General features: G+C 69.2%; 25 protein-coding genes and 1 tRNA gene. 10 read left to right on the top strand and 16 right to left on the bottom strand.

The genetic code is table 11. The annotated features are described in order from the left end of the window. Positions 1–11 precede the first annotated feature (11 nt). Positions 12–974, top strand: a complete 963-nt coding sequence (locus ACIBH1_RS46210; RefSeq protein WP_397320485.1) for a GNAT family N-acetyltransferase — start codon at positions 12–14, stop codon at positions 972–974. Here ACIBH1_RS46210 and ACIBH1_RS46205 read toward each other — a convergent pair. The 3 genes from ACIBH1_RS46205 to ACIBH1_RS46195 are packed head-to-tail and all read right to left on the bottom strand — an operon-like array spanning position 961 to position 3,438. Continuing rightward, the gene (locus ACIBH1_RS46205; protein ID WP_397320484.1) at positions 961–1,338 is read right to left on the bottom strand and encodes a Rieske (2Fe-2S) protein; all 378 of its coding nucleotides are present in this window, start codon (positions 1,336–1,338) and stop codon (positions 961–963) included. The genes ACIBH1_RS46210 and ACIBH1_RS46205 overlap by 14 nt on opposite strands. 10 nt (positions 1,339–1,348) lie before the next feature. Beyond that, on the bottom strand, positions 1,349–2,770 hold the full coding sequence (locus tag ACIBH1_RS46200) for an ATP-binding protein (RefSeq protein WP_397320483.1): 1,422 nt from the start codon (positions 2,768–2,770) through the stop codon (positions 1,349–1,351). Continuing rightward, entirely contained in the window at positions 2,767–3,438 is a 672-nt protein-coding gene (locus ACIBH1_RS46195) for a response regulator transcription factor (RefSeq protein WP_397320482.1), read from the bottom strand. The genes ACIBH1_RS46200 and ACIBH1_RS46195 overlap by 4 nt, the downstream gene beginning before the upstream one ends. Positions 3,439–3,585: 147 nt before the next feature. Between ACIBH1_RS46195 and ACIBH1_RS46190 the strand changes: the two genes are divergently transcribed. Further along, a complete protein-coding gene (locus tag ACIBH1_RS46190; protein WP_397320481.1) occupies positions 3,586–4,056 on the top strand; it encodes a hypothetical protein in 471 nt (156 codons plus the stop codon). 3 nt (positions 4,057–4,059) lie between these two features. On the opposite strand, the gene ACIBH1_RS46185 is transcribed toward ACIBH1_RS46190, so the two are convergent. Continuing rightward, on the bottom strand, positions 4,060–5,130 hold the full coding sequence (locus tag ACIBH1_RS46185) for a hypothetical protein (protein ID WP_397320480.1): 1,071 nt from the start codon (positions 5,128–5,130) through the stop codon (positions 4,060–4,062). Positions 5,131–5,213: 83 nt separating this feature from the next. Further along, the gene (locus ACIBH1_RS46180) at positions 5,214–5,711 is read right to left on the bottom strand and encodes a hypothetical protein (protein ID WP_397320479.1); all 498 of its coding nucleotides are present in this window, start codon (positions 5,709–5,711) and stop codon (positions 5,214–5,216) included. 157 nt (positions 5,712–5,868) lie between these two features. On the opposite strand from ACIBH1_RS46180, the gene ACIBH1_RS46175 reads away from it, so the two are divergent. Beyond that, complete coding sequence (locus tag ACIBH1_RS46175; protein ID WP_397320498.1) at positions 5,869–6,393, top strand: peptidylprolyl isomerase; 525 nt, start codon at positions 5,869–5,871, stop codon at positions 6,391–6,393. 162 nt (positions 6,394–6,555) lie between these two features. Further along, positions 6,556–7,308, top strand: a complete 753-nt coding sequence (locus ACIBH1_RS46170; RefSeq protein ID WP_397320478.1) for a rhomboid family intramembrane serine protease — start codon at positions 6,556–6,558, stop codon at positions 7,306–7,308. A gap of 34 nt (positions 7,309–7,342) precedes the next feature. Here the strand turns inward: ACIBH1_RS46170 and ACIBH1_RS46165 are convergent, their stop codons facing one another. Further along, positions 7,343–7,600 (bottom strand): cell division protein CrgA, encoded by a 258-nt coding sequence (locus ACIBH1_RS46165; protein WP_397320477.1) that lies wholly within the window; start codon positions 7,598–7,600, stop codon positions 7,343–7,345. 128 nt (positions 7,601–7,728) lie between these two features. On the opposite strand from ACIBH1_RS46165, the gene ACIBH1_RS46160 reads away from it, so the two are divergent. Genes ACIBH1_RS46160 through ACIBH1_RS46150 form a run of 3 tightly spaced genes read left to right on the top strand, consistent with a single transcriptional unit; the run spans position 7,729 to position 9,073 of the window. Then, on the top strand, positions 7,729–8,343 hold the full coding sequence (locus tag ACIBH1_RS46160) for a class E sortase (protein WP_397320476.1): 615 nt from the start codon (positions 7,729–7,731) through the stop codon (positions 8,341–8,343). Continuing rightward, complete coding sequence (locus ACIBH1_RS46155) at positions 8,343–8,501, top strand: hypothetical protein (RefSeq protein WP_397320475.1); 159 nt, start codon at positions 8,343–8,345, stop codon at positions 8,499–8,501. The genes ACIBH1_RS46160 and ACIBH1_RS46155 overlap by 1 nt, the downstream gene beginning before the upstream one ends. Next, complete coding sequence (locus tag ACIBH1_RS46150) at positions 8,498–9,073, top strand: anthranilate synthase component II (protein ID WP_397320474.1); 576 nt, start codon at positions 8,498–8,500, stop codon at positions 9,071–9,073. Before ACIBH1_RS46155 ends, ACIBH1_RS46150 begins: the two co-directional genes overlap by 4 nt. Positions 9,074–9,203: 130 nt before the next feature. Here the strand turns inward: ACIBH1_RS46150 and pknB are convergent, their stop codons facing one another. The 7 genes from pknB to ACIBH1_RS46115 form a co-directional block, all read right to left on the bottom strand. Continuing rightward, a complete protein-coding gene (gene pknB, locus ACIBH1_RS46145) occupies positions 9,204–11,054 on the bottom strand; it encodes a Stk1 family PASTA domain-containing Ser/Thr kinase (RefSeq protein WP_397320473.1) in 1,851 nt (616 codons plus the stop codon). A gap of 83 nt (positions 11,055–11,137) precedes the next feature. Further along, positions 11,138–12,496 carry a protein kinase gene (locus ACIBH1_RS46140; protein ID WP_397320472.1) on the bottom strand — a complete coding sequence of 453 codons (1,359 nt, stop codon included), beginning with the start codon at positions 12,494–12,496 and terminating at the stop codon, positions 11,138–11,140. Beyond that, positions 12,493–13,950 carry a peptidoglycan D,D-transpeptidase FtsI family protein gene (locus ACIBH1_RS46135; RefSeq protein WP_397320471.1) on the bottom strand — a complete coding sequence of 486 codons (1,458 nt, stop codon included), beginning with the start codon at positions 13,948–13,950 and terminating at the stop codon, positions 12,493–12,495. Before ACIBH1_RS46135 ends, ACIBH1_RS46140 begins: the two co-directional genes overlap by 4 nt. Beyond that, positions 13,947–15,296 carry an FtsW/RodA/SpoVE family cell cycle protein gene (locus tag ACIBH1_RS46130; RefSeq protein WP_397320497.1) on the bottom strand — a complete coding sequence of 450 codons (1,350 nt, stop codon included), beginning with the start codon at positions 15,294–15,296 and terminating at the stop codon, positions 13,947–13,949. The genes ACIBH1_RS46135 and ACIBH1_RS46130 overlap by 4 nt, the downstream gene beginning before the upstream one ends. Before the next feature lie 26 nt (positions 15,297–15,322). Further along, positions 15,323–16,618, bottom strand: a complete 1,296-nt coding sequence (locus ACIBH1_RS46125) for a Stp1/IreP family PP2C-type Ser/Thr phosphatase (RefSeq protein ID WP_397320469.1) — start codon at positions 16,616–16,618, stop codon at positions 15,323–15,325. A gap of 7 nt (positions 16,619–16,625) precedes the next feature. After that, the gene (locus ACIBH1_RS46120) at positions 16,626–17,093 is read right to left on the bottom strand and encodes an FHA domain-containing protein (RefSeq protein WP_181610460.1); all 468 of its coding nucleotides are present in this window, start codon (positions 17,091–17,093) and stop codon (positions 16,626–16,628) included. A gap of 17 nt (positions 17,094–17,110) precedes the next feature. Then, on the bottom strand, positions 17,111–17,851 hold the full coding sequence (locus ACIBH1_RS46115) for a DUF3662 and FHA domain-containing protein (protein ID WP_181610459.1): 741 nt from the start codon (positions 17,849–17,851) through the stop codon (positions 17,111–17,113). A gap of 149 nt (positions 17,852–18,000) precedes the next feature. Between ACIBH1_RS46115 and ACIBH1_RS46110 the strand changes: the two genes are divergently transcribed. Together ACIBH1_RS46110 and ACIBH1_RS46105 are read left to right on the top strand one after the other, a co-directional pair. Beyond that, positions 18,001–18,083, top strand: a tRNA-Leu gene (locus tag ACIBH1_RS46110). Between the two features lie 226 nt (positions 18,084–18,309). Continuing rightward, positions 18,310–19,800, top strand: a complete 1,491-nt coding sequence (locus ACIBH1_RS46105) for a hypothetical protein (protein WP_397320468.1) — start codon at positions 18,310–18,312, stop codon at positions 19,798–19,800. A 2-nt stretch (positions 19,801–19,802) separates the two neighbouring features. On the opposite strand, the gene ACIBH1_RS46100 is transcribed toward ACIBH1_RS46105, so the two are convergent. After that, complete coding sequence (locus tag ACIBH1_RS46100) at positions 19,803–20,810, bottom strand: hemolysin family protein (RefSeq protein WP_397320467.1); 1,008 nt, start codon at positions 20,808–20,810, stop codon at positions 19,803–19,805. Next, the gene (locus ACIBH1_RS46095; RefSeq protein WP_397320465.1) at positions 20,807–22,132 is read right to left on the bottom strand and encodes a hemolysin family protein; all 1,326 of its coding nucleotides are present in this window, start codon (positions 22,130–22,132) and stop codon (positions 20,807–20,809) included. Before ACIBH1_RS46095 ends, ACIBH1_RS46100 begins: the two co-directional genes overlap by 4 nt. A gap of 392 nt (positions 22,133–22,524) precedes the next feature. Between ACIBH1_RS46095 and ACIBH1_RS46090 the strand changes: the two genes are divergently transcribed. Continuing rightward, a complete protein-coding gene (locus ACIBH1_RS46090; RefSeq protein WP_397320464.1) occupies positions 22,525–23,700 on the top strand; it encodes an LCP family protein in 1,176 nt (391 codons plus the stop codon). Positions 23,701–23,746: 46 nt separating this feature from the next. On the opposite strand, the gene ACIBH1_RS46085 is transcribed toward ACIBH1_RS46090, so the two are convergent. Then, on the bottom strand, positions 23,747–24,394 hold the full coding sequence (locus ACIBH1_RS46085; RefSeq protein ID WP_397320463.1) for a GPP34 family phosphoprotein: 648 nt from the start codon (positions 24,392–24,394) through the stop codon (positions 23,747–23,749). Positions 24,395–24,417 lie beyond the last annotated feature (23 nt).

The raw sequence follows: 24,417 nt of genomic DNA, 5'->3' as shown, positions 1-24,417 counted from the left end.
CCCTTCATGGCATGAGCCTTACCTGGAGCCCCCTCACCAAGGATGACGCCCAGGCACTGGCCGTCCTGTCGGCCGAGATCGAAGCGGCCGACCGGGCCGGCGAGAACTACTCCGCCGAGGACCTGGCGGAGTTCCTCGACAATCCCCTGCTCGAACTCGACGAAGGCACCCTCGCCCTGCGCGACGGCGAGCGCATCCTCGGCTACGTGCACCTGATCGCCAGGCAGACGGCCGAGCAGGCTCACTGGATGTTCATCGGCGGCGACATCCACCCCGACTTCCGCAGGCGCGGGTACGGCAGGCGGCTGCTGGACTGGGCGGTCGAGCGCGCCCCCGGCCTGAGCGAGCGCCGCTATCCGGGAGTTCCGCTGGAACTGCACGCGGGCTCGTTCGAGAAGAACCGCGGCGAGCAGGTCCTGCTGGAGCAGGTCGGTTTCAAGCCGGTGCGCTGGTTCTACGACATGGAGCAGGAGCTCAAGGCCGAGGTCGCCGCGGTGCCCGTGCCCGAGGGCATCGAGATCGTCGCCTGGCGCCCGGAGCTGAGCCTGGGCGCGCTGGCGGTGCGCAACGCGGCCTTCGTCGACCACTGGGGCAGCGTGCCGCAGACCGAGGAGACGTGGACGTACTTCGTCGGCGGACGCTCCTTCGCCCCGGAGTCGTCCTTCCTGGCGCTCGACGGCGACGACGTGGTCGGCATCCTGCTGACCGCCCACTACGAGGCCGACACCGCCGCGACGGGCGTCAAGGAGGCCTACATCCACCTCATCGGCACCCTGCGCGAGTGGCGCGGCAAGGGCGTGGCGGGCTCGATGATCGCGCACGCCCTCGCCGCCTTCCAGGGCCAGGGCTTCGGCAAGGCCGCCTTGAACGTCGACGCCGACAGCCCGTCCGGCGCCCCGGGCATCTATGAGAGAGCCGGGTTCCGCACCTACCGCCGGAACACGGCCTACGTGCTGGCGCTCACGCCAGCCTGATCACGCCCTTGGCCACCGTGATCTTCTTGCGGGTGAGGCTCCTGGTGGCGGGGCCGTTGACGACCGCTCCGGTGCGGATGCTGAACTTGCTGCCGTGACACGGGCAGTTGATCGTGCCGCCGCTGACACCGGCGACCGTGCAGCCCTGGTGGGTGCACTTGGCGGTGAAGCAGCGGAAGACCTTCTTGCTGGGGCGGGTGATGACGTACTTGCCCTTGATGACCCTCCCGCCGCCCACGGGGATGTTCTTGGTCTTGGCCAGGATCGGCCCGGCCTCTGCGGGTTCTGCCCATAAGAACAGCACCGAAGCACCGGCTGCGGTGGCTGCTCCTCCTCTGATGATCACTGCGCGGCGTGTGAGCATGGTTGCCTCCTCAACCGTCCTCACGTACGGCACCACGCGTGTGGTTCAAGGGAAAACGGGCGACGAAGCCGCCGTCCTGGGCCACCAGGGTCCCGCCGTGGAGCGCGGCGATGTCGCGCGCGATCGGCAACCCCAGCCCCGCCCCGCCGGCGTCCCTGGCCCTGGCCTCGTCGAGCCTGGTGAAGCGGTCGAACACCGCCTCGCGCGACTCCTCGGGGATGCCGGGCCCGTCGTCGAGCACTTCCAGCACGGCCTGGCCGGCCTGCTCGTGGACGCGCACCACCACCATCGAGTCCGCGTGCCGTACGGCGTTGTCGACCAGGTTGGAGACCAGCCTGTCGAGATGGCCGCGGGAGCCTCGCATCACCACGTCGGGTTCGATGTCGAGCTTGATCTCCACGCCGGGCCGCCTGCCGGAGGCCGCCGCCGTCTCCGCCGCGGCCTGGCTCAGGTCGAGCTCCTTGGCGCGCAGCGGCTCGCCCGCGTCGAGGCGGGCCAGCAGGAGCAGGTCGGAGGCGAGCGTCTGCAGGCGCGTCACGTCGGCCAGGGCCTCCTTGGCCAGGTCGGGGTCGCCGGTCAGCTCCAGGCGGGCGCGCAGGGTCGCGATGGGGCTGCGCAGCTCGTGCGCGGCGTCGGCGACGAACCGTTTGTGCTGCTCCACCGCGCTCTCCAGGCGATCGAGCGTGTCGTTGACGGTGCCGGCCAGGGCGGCGATCTCGTCGTCCGAGGGCGGCACGGGCACGCGCTGGTGCAGGTCGCTGGCGGTGATGTCGGCCATCTTGCCCCGGATCGCGGCGACCGGGCGCAGCGCGCGGCCCACGGCGAACCAGGTCATGCCCGCCACGATGAACAGCAGCAGCGGCACGCCCGGCAGCAGGACGGTGTTGAGCGTCTGCAGGGTGCGCTCGGCGGTGTCGAGCGAGGCCCGGCCGAAGACGGTCACCGTCTCGCCGGCGGGTTCCGTGACGTTCAGGCGGGCGACGGCGTATCCGGGCTCGGCCATCTGGGCGGGCACCACGGCCGTGGTGGCGTAGGCGATGTCGGGGTCGTAGATCGGCTTGGCGAGCGACAGGGTGTTGCCGTCGGGGGAGATCGTGCCGAAGTAGGTCGGCACGCGGGTCAGGTCAGCCACAGCCCCGGCACCAACACCGGCGTCGTCGGCCGTGGCCCCGGCGCCGACACCCGCGTCGCCGGCACCCGCGGCGTCGGCCGTCTCGCCCGTGATCCGCTCCACGGTGACTCCCGGCTGCGTGCGTTCGGTCAGCGTCCCCGAGGCCGCCATCATCGCCTTCTGCGTGGCCAGCGCGTTGGCGCTGCTCCACAAGGTGCCGCGCAGCGAGCTCGTCAGCACGAAAGCGACCACCACCAGGGCCACCGCGACGACCAGCGTCGCCGCGAGCGTGGCGCGCACCCGGACCGAGTTGAGCTTCACACCGCCTCCAGCCGGTATCCGGCGCCGCGTACGGTCACCAGCGAGGTGCGCCCGAACGGCTGGTCGATCTTGCGGCGCAGCGCGCTGATGTAGACCTCGACGATGTTCGGATCGCCGTCGTAGGAGAAGTCCCAGGCCTGGGCGAGCAGTTCGCTCTTCGACACCACCTCCCCGGCGCGCCGGGCCAGCCCGTGCAGCACGGCGAACTCCTTGGGGGTCAGCGAGATCTCGGTCTCGCCCCGGTGACAGCGGATGCCCGCGGGATCGATGACCAGGTCGCCGACGGTGATGGAGACGGGCCGTTCCCGTCCGCCCCGCCGTACCAGCGCCCTGAGCCTGGCCAGCAGCACCACGTAGGAGAAGGGCTTGGCCAGGTAGTCGTCCGCGCCGGTGTCGAGCGCCTCGGCCTCGTCGTAGACGCCGTCCTTGGCGGTCAGCATCATGATCGGCGTCCAGTTGCCCGCGTCGCGCAGCCGCGCGCAGACGGCGTAGCCGTTCATGCGCGGCAACATCACGTCCAGCACGATCACGTCGTAGGGGTTCTCGGTCGCCAGCCACAGGCCGTCCCGCCCGTCGTGCGCGACGTCCACCGCGAATCCCTCGCCCGCCAGCCCGTCCTTGATCAGCTGGGCCAGGCGTTCTTCATCTTCCACCAGGAGCACTCGCACGTCGTCAAGGGTGCCTGATCGTACCTAAAGGGAACCTGAAGATCATTTTGGGAGCGTTCAGGCTCGCTTCAGGTCGGCTCGGCCAGCCTCATGGTCATCCGAGTAACACCATCCGAGAACCACCATCCAGAACCACAGGGAGGACCAATGCGTAAAGGACGTGTGGCGCTGCTCGCCGGGGCGGCAGCGCTCCTGGCCATGACCGGCCTGTCCGGATCGGCCATGGCCGACCCGACTCCTGGGCCGGCCGGTACCGAGGGGGTCATCGTCTGCGAGACGGGCGACGGCCAGAAGTTCGAGGTCAAGCCCGGCGTGCCGGTGACGTTCAAGGACGGCAAGGGCGAGGTGATGGTCACCAGGGCCGCCGAGGCCGAGCCGCTGCCCGACGGGGAGACCGTCAAGGGCAAGATCGAGCTGAGGGGCGGCGGTGAGGCGGTGCCCGCCAAGCCGCTGGAGGAGGGCGAGTCGCACGCCGCGGCCGCGGGTGTGGCCGCGGACGGGCCGACGGCGCTGGCCGTGCCGGCCGAGCCGCCCGTCGACGAGAACGGCAAGCCGATCGTCATCGACCCGGACAAGGCTCCCACGGCGGCGCTGACCATCGCCTGCAGGCCCGCCTAGGGCTCACTCGAAGGAGGGGTGCGGCCCCAGGGCCCAGTATTCGTACAGGCCGTACCCCACCTTCCCGTCGTACTCGAAGCGCCCCATGGCGTCGACCATGCCCCACATCCGGGCCGAGTCCTCCGGCAGCGTGTACGTCACGCCCTGAACGACGGGACCCGGTCCCTGGTACATGCCGTGCTTCCAGTCCGGTTCCAGGCCATAGCCGGTGCCCACCATGAGATGGACCGGCAGGACCGGGGTGCAGTGCACGTCGAAGGGCTTGCCGCGGGGTGGGCTGAAGCTCACCATCGCGTGCTCGACGTCGCGGGTGCCCGGGGTGTACACCGGGTGGTACTCCGGCCGGCCGAGGAACTCCTCGCGGCCGTCGCTCCACACGCGCGTGGCCTCCTCCAGCACCCGGCGGCCGTGCTCGTCCTCCTGGATGATGCACAGGATCGCGTGGTCCTCGAACTGCATGGGCGCGTAGAGCCAGTAGAACGTGCCCGCGTTCTTGGCCTGGATGCCGGGGGGCTCGGGCTCTCCGACGGGGCGGATGCCCCAGGACCGGTCGCGGGTGCCCTGCCAGGTGCCGGGCGTGACGGGGATCTCCGTCGACCCGATCCTGATGTGTCCGGACCAGCGCCCGGTCTGCGCCATGCGCATCGAGTCGAAGATCACCCGCTCCTGCCACCGCACGAAGTGCCGCGGCTCCAGGGTCGCCGGGACGGTGCCCTCCCAGCTCAGGTCGAAGGAGAGCTCGTGCTGGTTGTCGTCGAGCACCACCCGCAGCCGCTTGAGTCCCTCGATCACCTCGACGCGGAAGGGCCCGACCGAGGTGTCCATCCGGTCCTCGCCGAGCTCGCGGGAGGCGCGCACCACGCGGTGGACGTCGCCGTGCCGTACGCAGGCGAAGGCGTCGGTGACCCCCAGGTTGGGGTACTGCCCGAGACCGATGATGAGCATCAGCTGCTCGTCGGGCGAGAAGCAGTTGAAGTAGTAGCGGTCGTAGAAGTTGCGATCGGAGGTCGCGACGTGCCGCATGACCTGGGGCGCCTGATGGACGGGGAAGTCGTCGAGGGGTGACAGCGTCATTGCTAGGTTGTAGCAAGCGCTTGGTTATACGTCAACGCGGACGCCGAAGCCCCCGGGGTGCGACCCCGGGGGCTTCGAACGCGCTAGTACTTCTTGGACGCCTCGTCGGCCTTGTCGGACACCTTGTCCGCCATCTGGTTCGCCTTGCCTGCGGTCTGGTCGGCCTTTTCGCTGACCCACCGCGAAGCGTCGGCGGCCGAGTCCTTCATGTGATCGGTCCACTGCTGGGCGTTGCGACGGTAGAACATGTAACCCATCGCTCCCAGCGCGACCCCGGTCACGAGGACCGCTACCGGCCACCTGCGCGAACGCGCCGGTGTCGGGTCGACCTTCCTGGCCGCGTCGGTCAGCATGGCGCTGACCCTCGGCGCGAGGTCCTTCTCAAGCCGCTGTGCGGCATCCTCGAGCCGAGGAGCGGCCCAGTAACGGGCATCCTCGAAGCGGTGCGCGGCCATATCCTTGGCCTGTCCCGCCATTGGCCCGAACCGATCTCCGGCTCGTACCGCCTGGGCCTTCATGCGGCCCATCCACGTGCTCGGTACTTCAACGATCACGCGGCGCTTTCTGAGTGTCAGGGACACGACAACCTCCCCTGTCGTTGGGGCCCCGCACGTGACCTTCCCGGAAGAAGGCGGCTCAATCATCCACAGACGTGGGAGGATGCTCTAGAGCCCCTAGGGCCATAGTTAATACACCTGGACAAATCGCAGAGGGGGCGGCTTCCACGTGGCTGAGAAGCTGATCGCAAATCTTCAGACAAATCACGGTCTCATCCGGATCAAGCTCATGCCCGATCTCGCTCCGGTGACCGTCGCGAACTTCGTCGAGCTGGCCGAGGGCACGCGCGAATGGACCCACCCGGGCACCGGCGCCAAGACCAACGACCCGCTCTACGACGGCACGGTCTTCCACCGCGTCATCGGCGGCTTCATGATCCAGGGCGGCGACCCGCTCGGACAGGGCATCGGCGGCCCCGGCTACGACTTCGACGACGAGATCCACGCGCAGAACAACTTCAACCGCCCCTACCTGCTGGCCATGGCCAACGCGGGCAAGCGGTTCGGCAAGGGCACCAACGGCTCGCAGTTCTTCATCACCGTGGGCGCCACGCCGCACCTCAACCAGGGCCACACCATCTTCGGTGAGGTCATCGAGGGCCGCGACGTGGTCGACTCGATCGCCAAGACCGCCACCGACCGGCGCGACCGCCCGGTCCAGGACGTGGTGATCGAGAAGGTCACGATCGACCGCGTTCCCGCCTGAGTCGTCGCCTGGCTCCACTATGAGCCCTGGGGTTTTAGGCTGGCTCGTATGACGAGCCAGCCTTCCCAGCCTTCTGAGACGGTGCCCACCTGTTACCGTCACAGTGATCGGGAGACCTGGGTGCGCTGCCAGCGCTGCAACCGCCCCATCTGCCCCGACTGCATGCAGAACGCCTCAGTGGGCTTCCAGTGCCCCGAGTGCGTCGCCCAGGGCAACAAGTCCGTACGGCAGGCCCGCTCGACCTTCGGCGGCGCCGTGGTGGCCAAGCCGGTGGTGACCTACACGATCCTGGGTCTCATCGCCCTGATGTTCGCCGGGCAGTACCTCACCAACGACCGGCTGACCGCCGAGCTGGCGATGAACCCGCTGGCCGTCGTCGGGCTCGGGCAGTACTACCGCCTGATCACCAGCGCGTTCCTGCACTTCGGCTTCATCCACATCCTGTTCAACGGCTACGCCCTCTGGGCGATCGGGCCGTATCTGGAGCGGGCCTTCGGCCACTGGCGCTTCGCCGCGCTGTACCTCCTCAGCGCGCTGGGCGGCAGCACGCTGGCCTACTGGCTCGACGCCCCCAACACGTGGAGCGTGGGCGCCTCCGGAGCCGTCTACGGCCTGTTCGCGGCCGTCTTCGTGGTGGGGCGCAAGCTGAACATGGACGTGCGAGGCGTGGTCGTGCTCATCGCCATCAACCTGGCGATCACGTTCCTGCCGTGGATCATCCCCGGAGTCTTCGGCGGCACCATGCTGAGCTGGACCGCTCACCTGGGCGGCCTGGCCACGGGCGCGGTCGTCTCAGCCGCCCTGGCCTATGCCCCCAAGAGCAGCCGCTCCCTGGTCCAGGTTGCCGCGATCGTGGGGGTTCTGGCCGTCCTCGTCATCCTGATCGTGATCAGAAGCGCACAGTTCTCGCTCTGACATCCCCAGGCTGTGGAAAAGACTGTGGAAAGAACTAACGCCAGCGGGTGGAAAGCACCACACCGAAGATGATGAAAGCGAACCCGATGCCGAGGTTCCAGTTCTGCAGATCGGTCATGAAAGGTACATCAACCCCGGCGACGTTCGTGATGTAGAACACCGCGATCCACAGGATGCCGATGATCCAGGAGGCGACCATGGTCGGCGCGAGCCAGCGGGGGCTCAGCTTGACCTCTTTGGCCTTCTGCGGCGGGGTGTAGACCGCCTTCTTGCGAGAATTGGACTTAGGCACGGGAAACTCCTGCTGAGGGCCTGGGCATCCGGATCGTCCACAGGCTCTTTGTTAAGCGTAGTTGAAGCCTGGCCAAGGATAGTCGCCCTGCGCATGTCGTGGCGATCCCTAGACCTACGCTGAATCGCGTGAGAGCACTGCTGCGTACATTCGGCGAGCTCAGCATCACGGCGGGGCTGGTGCTGCTTCTCTTCTGCGCCTACCTGCTCTGGGGTACCAGCTCCTACACCCTGCGCCATCAGGCGAGCCTGCAGGAGGAGCTGAAGGCGGCCCCGCAGCAGAAGGAGAAGGACAAGCTCAGGCTCGGCAAGGCCGTCGCGCTGCTGCGCATCCCGCGCCTGGGCCGCGACTACCAGTACGCCGTGGTCGAGGGTGTGGACCAGGAGAACCTCAAGCGCGGACCCGGCCACTACCCGGGCACCGCCCTGCCGGGCGAGGTGGGCAACTTCGTGCTCTCGGGCCACCGCACCACCTATGCCGCGCCCTTCAACCGCATAGACGAGCTGGAGCGCGACGACGAGATCGTGGTCGAGGCGCGCGAGGCCCGCTACGTCTACCGGGTCACCTCGCAGGAGGTCGTCATGCCCGACGAGATCGACGTCCTGGCCCCGGTGCCCCACAAGCCGGACATCCGGCCCATCCGCGCCACGATCACGCTGTCGACCTGCCATCCGGAGTACTCCGCCGAGCAGCGGCTCATCGTCTACGGCGTGCTCAAGTCCACCGAGCCCAGGGAGGTCTGATGTACGCCTGGATGTGGCGGAGGTTGCCGGGAAGCCTCGGCATGCGCCTGCTGGCGGCCACCGCGCTGGTCGCTGCGGCCTCGGCCGTACTCTGGTACTTCGTCTTCCCCCTGCTCGAACCGAGCGTGGCGCTCGATGAGGTGACCGTACAGAAGTGAAGCCCCGCGTCCTGGTTGTGGACAACCACGACAGCTTCGTCCACACGATCGTGCAGTACTGCCGCCGGCTCGGCGCCGAGTGCGATGTCCGGCCGCGCGACGTGGTGCGCGTCGACGACGCCGACGGCTTCGACGGCGTGCTCGTCAGCCCCGGCCCCGGCACGCCCGAGGCGGCCGGGGTGAGCATCCCGCTGGTCCACCACGCCATCGAGTGCGAGCTGCCGCTCCTGGGGGTCTGCCTCGGCCACCAGGCCATCGCGGTCGCGCTCGGCGCCAGCGTCGGCACCGCGCCCGAACTCGTGCACGGCAGGACGAGCCAGATCTCCCACGACGGCCGCGGCGTCTTCCGCGACCTGCCGTCGCCGGTGCGGATGACGCGCTACCACTCGCTCGCCGTACGGCCCGGCAGCGTGCCTCAGGAGCTCGAGGTGAGCGCGAGCACCCCTGACGGGATCGTCATGGGCCTGCGCCACCGCAGCGCGCCTGTGGAGGGCGTGCAGTTCCATCCCGAGTCCGTTCTGTCGGAGCACGGCGACAAGCTCCTGGAGAACTGGCTCAGAACGCTCGTGTAACACCCCGGCGGCGGCCGACGAATCACTGATGAACGTCCCCGCCGTTGCCCCCGAGCGGCGGGGACGTTCTTCCATTCGGGCACAAGGAAAGGCCCCGGCTCATTCGAGCCGGGGCCTTTCCGCGTCATGATCAGCCGCCGCCCTGGTCCTCGGGGTTGTCCTCCGGCTGCCCGTCACCGGGGTCCTCCGTGGGCTGGCCCCACGGGTCGGTCTCGGTCGGATCCGGACTCGGCTCCTCGGTGGGCTGGGTGTCGGGACCGGTCGAGATCACCAGGGTCACCGAGCCGCCGGTGGGCAGCTGTGTGCCGGCGGGCGGGTTGGTCATGATGACCGAACCGGCCGGGATGTCGGGGCTGGCCTGCTCGACGACCGTGACCTTGAAGCCCAGGCCCTTGAGCTCCTTCTCGGCGTCCTTCAGGCTCCACTGGGCCACGTCGGGGACCTCGACCCGCGCGGACGGCACGAAGAGCGTGACGGTCTTGCCCTCGCTCACCTCGGTGCCCGGCTTCGGGTCGGTGGCGATGACGGTGCCCTGCGGCTTGCTGGAGGACCTCTGCTTGACCTGGCCCTTCAGCCCGGCGTCGTCGAGGGCCTTCAGCGCGTCTTCCTGCTTCATGCCGACCAGGTCGGCCGGAACGGCCACCTTCGCGGGGCCGGACGACACGATCAGGTTGACCTTGGTGTTCTGGTCGACCTCGGTGCCGCTCGGAGGGTCGGTCTTGATGATCTGACCCTTGTCGTACTCCGTGCTGTTCTCCATCGTGGTGTCGCCGACGACGAGCTTGGCGTTGGTCAGCGGGCCCTGAGCCTCGTCCTTCGTCTGGCCGGCGAGGTTGGGCACGACGACCTTGGCGACCTTGGGATCCTCGGTCGCGCCGTTGTTGCTGCTCAGGAAGTAGTAGCCGACTCCGATGAACGCGCCGATGATCAGCAGCGGGATCAGGATCCACGCGAGCGTCTTGGCGACGTTGCCGCCGCCTCCTCCTGCCGCCCGGCGGCGACCGCCACGGCCGCCGCCCTGGCCGTCGCCGTAGTCGTACGGCGGGATGGCGGTGGTGCGGCCGGTGGTCGGACCCGCCTGCGTGGAGGTCATCATGCGCGTGCCGGAGGTCGCCATCGCCATGGTCTGCGCGTCGACGGGCTGGCCGGTCATGGCGCGCTGGATGTCGGCGCGCATCTCGGCGGCGCTCTGGTAGCGGTGCGCCGGGTCCTTGGCCATCGCCTTGAGCACGATCGCGTCGGCCCAGCGAGGAATCTCGGGGTTGATCTGCGACGGCGGGATGGGCTCTTCGCGCACGTGCTGGTAGGCGATCGCCACGGGCGAGTCGCCGGTGAAGGGCGGCTGGCCGGTCAGCAGCTCGTAGAACACGCAGCCGGTGGAGTAGATGTCGCTGCGCGCGTCGACGCGCTCGCCCCGCGCCTGCTCCGGCGAGAGGTACTGGGCGGTCCCTATGACCTGCGCGGTCTGCGTCATCGTGGCGGCCGAGTCGGCCATCGCGCGGGCGATGCCGAAGTCCATCACCTTGACGTCGCCGTTGCGGGTGATCATGACGTTGGCCGGCTTGATGTCGCGGTGCACGATGCCGCCGCGATGGCTGTAGTCGAGCGCGCGCAGAATGCCGTCGACCAGCTCGGACGCACGTTCCGGCATCAGGTGACGGTCCTGGCGCAACAGGTCGCGCAGCGTGCGGCCGTCGACGTACTCCATCACGATGTAGGGCACGGGCGCGCCCTCGGCGAGGTCTTCGCCCGTGTCGTAGACGGCGACGACCGCAGGGTGGTTCAGCGAAGCGGCCGACTGGGCCTCGCGGCGGAAGCGCGCTTGGAAGGTGTGGTCACGTGCGAGATCCGACCTCAGTGTCTTGATCGCGACAATGCGGTCCAGGCGGATGTCTCTGGCGCGATAGACCTCGGCCATGCCGCCGCGCCCGACGACTCCGTCGAGCTCGTAGCGACCTCCGAGTAGCCGAGGCTGAGTCATTTCCTGCACTGTCCCTTACCGTTCATCTTGGTTACCGGCCTAACGCACCGGTGTCCATCATCGACCCCGCGACTCATCACGTCTCACCCTTCCGGCGGATTTGTGTCGCCTGGGTCCGGCGAGCCTGACGGTGAGGTTGTGGTTGGTGTCGAAGTGGGGGTTGTGGTTGGTGTGCGCGTCGGGGTTCGGGTCGGGGTCCTGGTCGGTGTCACAGTCGGCTTCGTCGGAGTCTTCGTCGTACTTACGCTAGCTGACGGTGAGGCTACCGGTTTCGTCGGCATGACCGGAACAGGCGACGGCTTGCGGGTGGGCGTCTTCTTCTTGCTGGGCTTGCTCACCGGCTTGGTCGTCACCGTCCCCGTCGGATCGGCGACCGTGGGCGGGAGCTGCGCCTCGAACGAGTTGGCCGCCCACACCCCGAGCCCGACCGCCGCGGCGCACCCGATCGTGGCGAAAACCACAGCCCGGCCCCTGCGTGACCGTCGTTCTGGTACGGCAGGCGGCGGCGCACCCACGTGGGTCCTGCCGTACGCCTGGGTGGGAGGGGTTTCGGGGACCGAGGTCGCCGGGGCGGCGCCGTAGGTGCCGATCCTGAAACCCGACGGGTCGGTGAGCATGCTGAGCTCGGTGACCCGCTCGGCGCCCGCCAGCGTCTGGCGCAGCACGGAGGCGCGGTCGGCCAGCTCCATCGCCGTGCCGGGCCGGCGCTCGGGATCCTTGGACAGCAGCCGCATCACCAGGTCGCGCAGCGGGGCGGGCACGTCGACGCCCAGCGGCGGCGGGGTCTCGTTGAGGTGCATGAGCGCGATGGCGACCTGGTTGTCGCCGGTGAACGGCACCCGGCCGGCCAGGCACTCGTAGGCCACCACGCCCAGGGAGTACAGGTCGGTGGCGGGGGTCAGCGGCAGGCCCTGGGCCTGCTCGGGGCTGACGTACTGCGCGGTGCCGAGCACGGTGCCGGTCATGGTGACCGACGCCGCCTCCATCGAGCGGGCGATGCCGAAGTCGGTGACCTTGATCGTGCCCTCGGGCGTGATCAGCAGGTTGCCGGGCTTGACGTCGCGGTGGATGATGCCCGCCTGGTGGGCGGAGTGCAGCGCCTTGGCGCTCTGGTGCACGATGTCGAGAGTGACCTCGGGGCCGAGCACGGAGTTGCGGGCCAGGATCGCCGACAGCGGCTCGCCGTGGACCAGCTCCATGATCAGGTAGGCCAGGTCGTGCTGCTCGCCGTAGTCGAAGACCTGCGCGATGCCCGGATCGGTGAGCCCGGCGGTGATGCGCGCCTCGTTGCGGAACCGCGCCACGAACGCCGGGTCGTCCTTGTGCAGCAGCTTGACGGCCACCTCGCGGCCGAGGAGTTCGTCCCGGGCACGCCAGACCTCGCCCATGCCGCCCCGCGCGATGCGGGCCGTCAGGACGTAGCGGCCGCCCAGGACGGTCACCTGCTCTGCACCGCCTCCAACACCGACTTCGCGATCGGGGCCGCGACCCCTCCACCGGTGGCTTCCGCGCCGACGCTCGCCGCGCCGGACTCGACCAGGACGGCCAGGGCGACCTTGTCGCTGAAGCCGATGAACCAGGCGTGCGGGGCGCGGCCCTTGGCGGTCTCGGCGGTGCCGGTCTTGCCGCCGACCTCCAGGCCGGGGACCTGGGCGGCGCGGGCGGTGCCCTCGTTGACGACGCTGACCATCATGGCCTTGAGCTTCTGCGCCGACTCCGCGCTCATCGCCTCGGAGAGCTCCTCGGGGTCGGCCGCGCTGAGCTCGTCGCCCTTGTGGTTGGTGATCCTGTTGACCAGGTAGGGCTTCATGACCTTGCCGTCGTTGGCGATGCCCGCGGCGATCATGGCCATCTGCAGCGGCGTCATCTGGACGCTGCGCTGGCCGATCGCCGACATCGCGATGGCGGCGGGGTCTTCCTGCGGGCCCAGGGAGCTGGCGACCACGGGGATCGGCACCTGCAGCGACTGGCCGATGCCGAACTTCTCGGTCTGCTCCAGCATCTTCTCGTAGCCGAGCTCGAGCCCGATCTTGCCGTACGGGGTGTTGCACGACTTCTGCAACGCGTACGCCATCGGGACGTTGCCGCCGCCGCACGCCGCGCCGCCGTAGTTGGGCAGGGTGGCGCTGGTGCTGGGCAGGCTGAGCCGCGTCGGGGCGTCGACGTTGGTGTTGCCGTCGCGGCTGGAGTCCTCCTCGAGCCAGGCGGCCGTGGTGACCACCTTGAAGGTCGAGCCGGGAGCGTAGGTGCGCTCGGTGGTGCGGTTGAGCAGCGGGGTGTCGAGGCTCTTGGGGTCGAGCGCCTCGTAGGCCTTGGTGACCTTGCCGGGGTCGGGGTCCGACAGCACGTTGGGGTCGTAGGTGGGCAGCGAGACCATCGCCAGGATCGCGCCCGACTTGGGGTCGATCGCGACGACCGCGCCGCGCTTGCCGCTCTGGCGCAGCGCGTCGTAGGCGGCCTTCTGCACCTTCGGGTCGATCGTCAGGTCGACGTTGGCGCCGCGGGTGGGCTCGCCGGTGAACATGTCGATGCCCCGCTGGAGCAGCAGGTCGGCGCTGGAGCCGTCGAGCAGCTTGTTCTCGGTGCCCTCGATCTGCGTGGCGGTGTAGGGGGAGAAGAAGCCGGTCACGTGGGCGTACAGCTCGCCCTCCGCGTAGCGGCGGACGAAGCGGATGCTGCCGTCCTGCTCCTTCGACTGGGCCAGGATGACCTTGCCGCCCGCCGTGATGCGCCCACGCTCGATCGCGTAGCGCTCGAAGTAGTTGCGGCGGTCGCGGTTGTCGTTCTGGAAGGTGTCGGTCTGTCCCCTGACCGCCTGGAAGTAGTTCACGTTGATCATGAGCAGCGCGAACATGGCCATGCAGGCCACGGCGGCTCGTTTCAGAGTGCCGTTCATCGCTGGAACACCTGCGTCAATCCTTCGTTCTGGATCGCCTGGGGTGGGGGGCGCCGTGCGGCATCAGACATGCGTACCAGCAGCGCGATAAGGATCCAGTTAGCCAGCAGGGCCGAGCCGCCCTGGGACATGAACGGGGTGACCAGACCGGTCAGCGGGATGAGGTTGGTCACGCCGCCGACGATGATGAAGACCTGCCAGGCGATGATGAACGACAGGCCGCCCGCCAGCAGCTTGGTGAACGGCTCGCGCGCGGCGAGCGAGGTGCGCAGGCCGCGCTGCACGATCAGCGCGTAGAGCATGAGCAGCGCCATGAGGCCGGTCAGGCCCAGCTCCTCGCCGGTGGCGGCGAAGATGAAGTCGGAGAAGGCCAGCGGGATCAGCTCGGGGTGACCCTGGCCGAGCCCGGTGCCCAGGATGCCGCCGTTGGCCATGCCGAACAGGCCCTGCATGAGCTGGTAGCTGCCGCCGAACTCGCGGTCGTAGAACTCGGTGCTGCCGGGGTTGAGCCACACGTCGAACCGGTCGCCCACGTGGTCGAAGATCTGCCCGGCGATGAACGCGCCGCCCACGAACAGCAGGATGCCGATCAGCACCCACGAGGTGCGCTGCGTGGCGATGTAGAGCATCACGATGAAGGCGCCGAACAGCAGCAGCGAGGAGCCCAGGTCACGCTGGAGTACCAGCACGCCGAGGCTGATGCCCCAGGTGATGAGGACCGGGCCGAGGTCGCGGGCGCGGGGCAGGTCGATGAAGAGCAGCCGGCGGCCGGCCAGGGCCAGCACGTCGCGCTTGGCCACCAGGTAGCCGGCGAAGAAGACCACCAGCGCGATCTTGGCGAACTCGGCGGGCTGGATGGTGAACGGGCCGAAGCCGATCCAGATCTTGGCGCCGTTGATGGTCTTGCCCAGACCCGGGATGAGCGGGGAGACCAGCAGGAACAGCCCGACGAAACCGGAGGTGTAGGTCAGGCGCTGCAGGGTGCGGTGGTCGCGCAGGGCGATCAGGGTGACGGCGAAGAGCACGACGCCGATGCCGGTGTAGAGCAGCTGCGTGGTGGCCGAGGCGCCGGGCATCTCGGCACGCTCCAACCGGAAGATCATCACCAGGCCGAGCCCGTTGACCAGGGTGACCAGCGGCAGCAGGAGGGGGTCTGCCCAGGGGGCGAACTTGGCGAGCACCAGGTAGGCGGCGAGCATGAAACCGCCCAGGCCCAGGCCGTACGTCAGCATGCCGGACGGCACCTGCTCGTCGATGGCCAGGCCCACGTTGGCGTAGGCGCCCATCACGATCAGCACGGCGAAGCCCAGCATGACGAGCTGGGCCACGCGCCGCTTGGCGGGCATGGAAACGGGGGCTACAACCAAATCGCTCACCTACTGGGCGTCTTCTTCGGAGTGGCCGTCGGAGAGGAGCTGGGGCTGGGGGTGGGAGTGGCGGGGGTGGCCGTGAGCTTCATCGCCGCTATCCGCGTCTTGCCCTCGTCGAGGTTGGCGACGGGGAAGCCGCCCTTGACCAGCTCCTGGTCGGGGGCGGACAGGTCGGTCAGCCGGCGTCCCGTGCTGCCGCCCGCAGCGACGTCGGACAGCGCGATCGGGCCCAGGTCCTGCTGGATGCCCTGGAAGACCACGACCTCGCCGTCGTCGGTCGCGCCGACGAAGTACTGGGACTGGGTCCAGGAGTAGCCGAAGTAGCCGCCCACTCCCAGGGCGATCACGAGCGCGGTGACCAGCACCGGCCAGATCCGGCGACGGCGCCTGGGCATGGCCGATGCCTGGGCCATGGGGTAGTCGTCGTCATCGGTGATGACCGGTTGTGGCGCGGTCACCGCGCTGTTTCGCCCCGGCGAGCCGCCCTGGGTGGTCTGGGGACCGGTGCCGCCGCCGCGCAGGCGGTTCATGCCCGCCGCTCCGACGATCGCCGCTTCGTGCGGCACCTGGAACCCGTCGGTCAGCTCCAGCACGTCGGCCACGACACAGGTGATGTTGTCGGGCCCGCCGCCCCTGTTGGCCAGGTCGATGAGCTGGCGCACGACCTCTTCCGGGTCGTCGATGTTCGTCAGCGTGGCGTGGAGGGTCTCCGCGCTGACCACGCCCGACAGGCCGTCGGAGCACAGGAGGTAGCGATCGCCCACCTGCGCCTCGCGCAGCGCCAGATCGGGACGGACCTCGTCGCTGCCGTCGAGCGCCTTCAGCAGGATCGACCGCTGCGGGTGGGTGGCGGCCTCCTCCGGCGTGATCCGGCCGTCGTCGACGAGCTGCTGCACCAGCGTGTGGTCGTGGGTGATCTGGTAGAGCTCACCCCGCCGCAGCAGGTAGGCGCGCGAGTCGCCGACGTGGACGAGGGCGACCTGGGTGCCGTTCCACAACATCGCCGTGAGGGTGGTGCCCATCCCCTTGAGCGTCGGATCGCGCCCGACCATCTCGTGGAGCTGGCGGTTGGCGTCGTGGACCGCCGTCTCGATCGAGTCGAGCAGGTCACCCCCTGGGGCCTCGTCGAGAGAGGCCATGGCGGCGATGGCGACTGAGCTGGCCACCTCGCCGTGTGCATGCCCGCCCATACCGTCGGCGACGGCGAGCAGGCGGCCGCTCGCGTACGCCGAGTCCTCGTTTCCTTCGCGGAGGAGGCCGACGTCCGAGCGGGCTGCGTAGCGGAGTGCGATCGTCATATCGGGGTCACTTGCGCAATTCAATGACTGTCTTGCCGACCCGGATCGGAACTCCGAGCGGAACGGGGGTTGGGCGGGTCACCTTCGAGCGGTCGAGATACGTGCCGTTCGTCGATCCAAGATCTTCCACGATCCACTGACCGTCCTGAGGAAAGAGCCGGGCGTGCCGGCTGGAGGCGTAGTCGTCGTTGACCACCAGTGTGGCGTCGTTCGCCCTGCCGATGGTGATGGGCGACTCCGCGAGGTTGATGGTGGTGCCCTGAAGGGGACCACCGGTGACGACGAGTTGTTTGGGCTCGCCCTTCTTGGGCTTGGCCACTGGCTTGGGGGCCTTCGGCGCCTTCCTCGCGGCCGTGGCGGGCGCCGTGCGGGAGCCGAACAGATCCGTCCGGATCACGCCGACTGCGGCAATGACGAAAAACCACAGCACCGCCAGGAAGGCTAGCCGGATCAGCAGCAGCGTGAGCTCGGACATGGACCGTTTGTCTACCCCTAATCGCGCCGGAACACCAGAGTCGTACGCCCCAACGTCACGCGAGTGCCGTTCTGGAGCTCGATTCTGCGTACCGGCTGGCCATTGACGAAAGTGCCGTTCGTGGAACCCAGATCGACGAGCACGACCTGCGGACCCTCGACCCGGAGTTCCGCATGATGGCGCGACACTCCGGGATCGACAAGACGAAGATCGCAGTCGGTGCCGCGACCGAGCAAGGTGACCGGAGTGGTCAGCTCGTAGGACCTGTCGCCCTGCGGGTCGTCCTGCGTGGAGACCAGCAGGCGCGGGCGGCCGCCGAACGCGTGTGAACGCGCGGGCGGAAGATCGCTGGCCGGCTGCCTGATCTCGTCCTGCTCGACCGTCGCGCCGCGGATCACGCCCGAGCGGATGCGGAACAGGCCGACGGCCAGATCGGCCGCGGTCTCGAAACGGACCCTGACCGGGCCGACGAACGAGTACCCCTGCTCCTTGGCGTACTCCCGGGCGAGATTGGCCAACTCGTGGCTGATGCTGTCGGCGTAGACCTCCAACCGCTCGCTGTCGGTCGTGGACAGCTCGACCACGAAGTCGTTGGGCACGAGCGTGCGCCCCTGAGCCACGATGGCCGCGCGTTCGTCCATCTCTCGCTGGACCGCGCTCGCGACCTCGACCGGCTGCAGGTCGGACTTGAACGCCCGCGCAAAGGCCCCCTCAACCAAGCCTTCGAGCCTTCGCTCGAAGCGCTGAAGGACTCCCACCGGGTGTACCTCCCTCTCGTGCAAATAGAGGCGGCGCCTCCCCTCACGGACGCGATGGACCCTGTTCCTCCGCTTCCGTGTCTGATGCGATCGTATCCGGGTTCAGTACTACCGGCTGTTCCGTGCTACTGTTTCTCCGCACCCAACAAGGGCGGGTGGCGGAACGGCAGACGCGCACGGTTCAGGTCCGTGTGTCCGAAAGGACGTGAGGGTTCAAATCCCTCCTCGCCCACTCGGTTCGCTCGTTTTCACGGGCAGACCAACAGTGTCGAAACAAGGCCCCGGTTCGCAAGAGCCGGGGCCTTGTTGCGTATCTGGATCTTTGTTCGCCCCGCGCCCGCCATGGCGACGGATTCTATGCCCGGCTTCTTGCAGAGCACTTTCTTCTCGCTTATCGCGTTCGCCTTCAGCGAACTAGATATCTTGCCAAGCGTGTTGAATTGTTGAACAGTTGACTCATGGAGCAGCCAAACGAGGGCTTACGCACGCTGCGGGCCGCCACGGTCGCCCTGTTGAACCTGTCGGGCTTCGGCCTGGGATACCTGCTGATAGGCCGATGGCTCGCGGCGGCCGCCGGCCTCGGCGCCACCGGATTCCTCATCGCGCTGGCCGTGCCCGTCGAGCCCGACGGCGTGCCGGGGCCGATCGTGGCCGTGTGGGTCGTCGCGGCGGTGGCCGCGGCCGTCCACGGCGCCTGGCGGGCCATGATGGCCACGCCGCCGACGGCACGTGACCGCCTCGTCCCCATCGCCTTGCCGCTGGCCGTGTCCCTGCTCGCGGTGCCGGTCTCGGCGGTGTTCGTGCACAACGCCATGCAGCGCTCGGCCCAGGAGGAGGCCTACCAGCGGGAGCAGCTCTCCCGGCTGGCGGAGGCCGGCAGGCTCGCCGGCGAGGGGAGCTTCGACGACGCCCTGGAGATCTACGTGGACCTGAGCGAGAACCACGCGCGCAGCAGGGCCGCGGCAGGGGTGCGCGCGGGGATCGAGAAGCTCTACGAGCGGGTCGCCGCGCCGTACCGGAACGGCGACTACTGCCAGGCGCCGCAGGCCCTGGGCTACCTGCGCGGGCTGCCGGCGAAGGTCGATCCCGTGCTTCTCGGCGACCTGGCCGGATGGCCCGACGAGCCGCTGGCGCACTCGCTGTACGAGTGCGGGGCGATCAAACTCCGTGAGGAGCTGGGCAGGGAGGGCACGCCGGGGGAGGACTTCACGATCGGCTCCGCCAGGGAGTTCGCCACGCTGGTCTCCGTCGCGCCCGCCTCGCCGTACGTCGCCAAGGCCGGGGAACTGCTGCAGGGCGCCTACGACGAGCTGGAGGACGCCTCGTCCGGCGATCCCTGCCGGGCGCTCGGCCGCCTGACCGGTGCCAGGGCGATCTTCAAGGAGATGGCCTCGCTCCAGGGCGACCTGGTGGGCCGCACGGGCGAGCTGATCCGGAAGGGCTCCTTCGACTGCGGCGTGCGGCAGTTCAAGAAGAAGCAGTTCGCGTCCGCGGCCCAGACGCTCGAAAAGTACGCCAAGGACTACCGCAGCAGCCCTGACTCCGCCAGAGCGCGGCAGATCGTCATCGCCGCCCGCATCGCCGACGAGTCGAACAAGAAGGCGGGCGCGAGGTTGCCGCGCGAGAAGCCGCCGGGCGGGGCGCTGATGCCGCTGACGATCACCAACGACGGCAGGGGCGAGGTCGAGATCCTCCACACCGGCCCGGTGACCGCCCGCTGGACGCTCAAGAGCTGCGGCGGCTGCAAGCGGTACACGAGCGAGAAGACGGGAGACGCGCGGGCCTGCAAGGGCTCACGCACGTACCCGAAGCGCACCTTGTGGCTGCCGAAGGGGACGTACTACTTCATGTTCAAGCGTGGAGCGGGCATGACCGAGACGACCTGGAAGATCAGGTCCGGTTACACCCACTCCACGTGCTTGTACGTCCACCGGTTCTCGTGGTTCTGACCTCAGGCGCGCGTGTCGAGCAACTCGCCGAGCAGGTCGGTGAGGCTCACCATGCCGATCACGTCGTCGCCGCCGGTGACCAGGGCCAGGTGCGCGCGGGCCTCCTGAAGGGCCGCCACGGCCTCGGGGACCTGCGTGACGCACGGCAGGCGCGGGAGCTCCCTGGCGAGCTCCCCTGCGCGCGCTGACGGCCGCAGGAAGGCGTCGCGAGCATGGATGACACCCCTGATGTCGTCGGGCGAGCCGACGAGCAGCCGCAGGTGCGTGGAGGACGCGGCCGCGCGCTTGGTCTCCTCGGAGTCGGCGGAGGCGGGCACGAAGACCACCCGGCCGATCGGCACCATGAGCCGCTCGATGCCCTCGGCCTCCAGGCGCAGAGCCCGGGTGAGCAGGTCGTGCTCGGCCCGGTCGAGCAGGCCCATGCGGCCCGACTCGCCGACGAGCATGGCCAGCTGGCGCGGCGTCCGGGTGGTGGCCAGCTCGTCGCGCGCCTGCACGCCGAACGCCCTGAGCATCAGGTTGGTCAGGCCGTTGAGCGACGACAGCAGCGGGCGCATGAGCCAGGTGAAGCCGCGGAAGGGCACCGTCAGGACCATCGCCGCGGTCTCGGGGTGGGTGAGCGCCCAGGACTTGGGCGCCATCTCGCCGACCACCATGTGCAGGAAGGTCACCAGCGAGAGGGCCAGGACCAGCGAGATGGGCACCCGCAGGCCCTCGGGCACGCCGATGGCCGCGAACACCGGCTCCAGGGCGTGCTCGATGGCGGGCTCGGTGACCATGCCCAGGCCCAGGGTGCACAGGGTGATGCCGAGCTGGGCTCCGGCGAGCATCAGCGACAGCTGGCGGCTTCCGGCGACCGCGGACTTGGCGATGACCTTCACCACGCCGCTTCCGCCGGAGGCGATCTCCTCCAGCCGGTGGCGCTTGGCCGAGACGAAGGCGAACTCGGCGGCCACGAAGAGCGCGTTGGCGACCAGCAGGCCGAGGCTGAGCAGCAACAGGCCGATCACTGGGTCACCTCCACGCGCACCGGCGCCAGCCGTACCCACTCGGGCACGCGGCGGTGCAGCGAAAGGACGGTGAGCACCGCCTGCTGCTCCTGGGAATCCTCGTCGAAGGGGTCGCTCTCGGGAGTGAGCTCGACGGTCACGGTGTCTCCTGGTTCCGGCATGCGGCCCAGGCGGGCCAGGATCAGCCCGGCGACGGTGTCGTAGTCGTCGCTCTCCGGCAGGGCCAGCCCGGTCGCGCGCTCGATCTCGTCGAGGCGGAGCGTGCCCGGCACCTCCCAGGAACCGTCGGGCTGCTCGACGGCGCCCAGCGGCTCGGGGTCGTTCTCGTCGACGAGCTCGCCGACGAGCTCCTCGGCCATGTCCTCGACCGAGATGACGCCCGCCAGGTCGCCGTACTCGTCGATGACGCAGACCATGTCGTCCTTCGCCTGGCGCATGTGGGCCAGGACGGTCGGCAGCGGCAGCGAGTCGGGCACCAGGACGGCCGGACGGCTGATCTGCTCGATCATGCCCTCGGTCAGTCCCGAGGCCAGTAGTTCGCGCACGCCGGTGACACCCACGACGTCGCCGTCGGCGCCGATCACGGGGAAGCGGGAGTGGCCGCTGCTGCGCATCGATTCGATCAGCTCGGAGACGGGCCGGTCGGCCCGGACCACGACGACGCGGGGGCGCGGCACCATGATCTCCTCGGCGATGCGGTCGCCGAACTCCAGGGCGCGCTCCAGCAGCTCGGACAGCCGCGGGGGAAGCTCGCCCGCCTGGGTGGACTCGGCGATGATCCGCGACAGCTCTTCGGGGGTCGCGCCCTGCTCCACCTCCTCGACGGGCTCCACGCCGACCTTGCGCAGCAGGCCGGTGGCGGCGGCGTCGAACAGCTTGATGACCGGACCGGCGACGGCGAGGTAGACCAGGGTGGAACCGGCCAGCGCCTTGGCGACCGGCTCGGGCTTGGCGATGCCGAGGTTCTTGGGCATCAGCTCGCCCAGCACCATCTGCACGACCGTGGCCGCGAACACGCCGATCGCGACGGAGACCCAGCCGGGAGTGTCGCCGAGCAGGGGCCGGACCAGGGCGGAGATGGCCGGTTCTGCGAGGAAGCCGACGAGCAGCGCGGTGACCGTGATGCCGAGCTGGGCGCCCGACAGCATGAACGACAGGCGAGAGGTGACTTGGAGGGCCTTCTCGGCCGACTTGTCGCCGGCCGCGGCCTGGTCGCGCAGGATCCCGCGATCCACGGCGACGAAGGCGAATTCCTGGGCCACGAAGTAACCAGTGGCCGCGGTGAGGAGGAACAGGGCCAGGAGGCCCAGATAAGCGCTCACCGTGCGGAGACCTCAGAGGTTCCCGTGCCGAAGCACGGGCAGGTACTCCACGGATCTGGAGCGGACACGATCTTCCCTTCGATGATGCGGACGTGCATAAAAGGTAACGGTCCAGCTGGCGGAGATGTTTCCGGCCGGCGGCAGTGCGTACTTCTGCCTATCAAAACCTTGGTTAGTCGTCTGCAATGGTCATTCAAGCGACGTACCGTCTAATGCAAAGCATGAGGGGGGAAGCCACCAGGATGTCCGAGGACGATCGAACGCGAGCCGTGCGCCCGCCGCAGGATCGCCGCCCGTTGCCGGGCAGGGCCGACGGCCCGCCCCGTGCTGCCGGAGCTCCGGCACACCAGGTCCCCGGCGTCGCCGGCACGGCCAAGTACGAATCTCCGGCCATGTACGGATCACCGGCCGACCAAGGGCAGCAGCAGCAGCCCAGCGCGCGCTCGCGCGTTTACGGCAAGGTCCGCGAGGGCAAGAGCCCGGTCCGGCCGCTCAAGTCCGACAAGGACAGGCAGCCGCCCGCCGGCCAGGGCGGTCCCCCCGACGGCGGCCGTCCGGGAGGGCGGATGTTCTCAGGCGGCACCTCGGGCGCGCGCGGCAAGTTCCGCGTCGGCACCCTGGTGAAGATCCTGGCCGCGCTGCTCGCCGCGCTGCTGGTGCTGGGCGTCGTCGGATTCTTCTGGATCGACGGGCGCATCAACACCATCGCGGGCGTGCTCGACGACTACGAGGGCCGCCCCGCCGACGGTCCCGGCACCAACTGGCTGCTCGTCGGCTCCGACAGCCGCAAGGGCCTGACCGCCGCCCAGCGCAGGAAGCTGGCGACCGGCAAGGCCGTGGGCCGCCGCACCGACTCGATGATGCTGCTGCACCTGTCCGACAGCGGCGAGAAGGCCACCCTGGTGAGCCTGCCGCGCGACTCGGCGGTCACCATCCCGGGCAACGGGCGCAACAAGCTCAACGCCGCCTACTCCGACGCGCTCAGGGGCGGCGGCCCGCAGCTGCTGGTCCGCACCGTCGAAGGCGCGACCGGGCTGCGCATCGACAACTACATGGAGATCGGCTTCGCCGGCTTCGTGGGCATCGTCGACGCCGTCGGCGGCGTCGAGATCAACGTCACCGAGGCGATCAACGACCCGAAGGCCGGGCTCAAGCTCAAGAAGGGCAAGCAGATCCTGTCGGGCGGCGAAGCCCTCGGCTACGTCCGCACCCGCTACAACGGCGCGCTGCCCGACTACGAGCGCACCAAGCGGCAGCGCCAGTTCCTGGGCGCCGTCGTCAAGAAGGCCGCGAGCCCCGGCGTGCTGATCAACCCGTTCACCTCGATCCCGCTGGCGACGGCCGCGACGGACTCGGTCGACGTGAGCGAGGGCACCGGCGCGTTCGACCTGCTGTCGCTGGGGCTGGCCATGGGCGACAGCCCGGTCACCACGGTGGTGCCCTTCGGCGGCACCGAGCAGGTCGCCGGCGGCGAGGGCGTCAAGTGGGACAGGACCAGGGCGCTGGCGCTGTTCAACGCGCTGGCGGAGGACAAGCCCGTGCCCAAGGAAGCGCTCCAGGTCAACTGAGTCTTTCAAGCGGTACGGCTGGCGCGGCCGTACCGCTTGAAGGTCGTCAGGACGCGCCCGCCGCCACCACGGCGGCCACCGCGCCCGCCATGATCGCCGCCTGGATGGAGGCGATCGTCTTGGCCACCGCCGCGCCCGCCCACTCGCCTTCGGCGATCTCCTTGATGCGCTTCTTGTCGGCGCCGGGGAAGGCCTTGCGCTCCAGCTTGACGGCGTGCATGACGGCGACCAGGACCGCCGTGCGCGGGTCGGGGTCGCTCCCGCCCAGCGCGCTGGCGATCCGCTCGCGCACGCCCGCCTCGATGGTGCCGTCGGCCTCCGGCCAGCGCTTCGACGGGAAGATCCCCAGCACCTTGCCCTGCTGCTCGGTCAGCACCCCGGCGTCGGCCAGCCGGGTGAGCAGCCGGTCGCGCAGCTTGCCCGCGTGCAGCCTGTTGACCCACCAGTCGGGCTTGCGCTGCTTGGTCTCCTCGACGATCCTGGCCAGCGCCCGGTCGAGCTCGCCGTCACCCACGGGCGTGGGGTCCTTGACCACCACGTGCTTGCCCTCGAGGTCGATCCGCTCGCCCAGGGCCAGCTCGGCCAGGAGCGCGCCGCCGAGCGCGAGGTTGAGGGAGGTCGAGTCGACGAGTTGCTTGCCGGCTTCCTCGCTGTGGGCGAGGAGGAGGAGTTCCTCCGCAATCGTGACGCTCATGCCGCGTAGTTTTCCACAGGCTG

This window comes from Nonomuraea sp. NPDC050663, from assembly GCF_044456985.1.
In the GTDB taxonomy this organism is placed as follows: Bacteria; Actinomycetota; Actinomycetes; order Streptosporangiales; family Streptosporangiaceae; genus Nonomuraea.
This window is presented reverse-complemented; position numbering and strand designations above follow the sequence as displayed.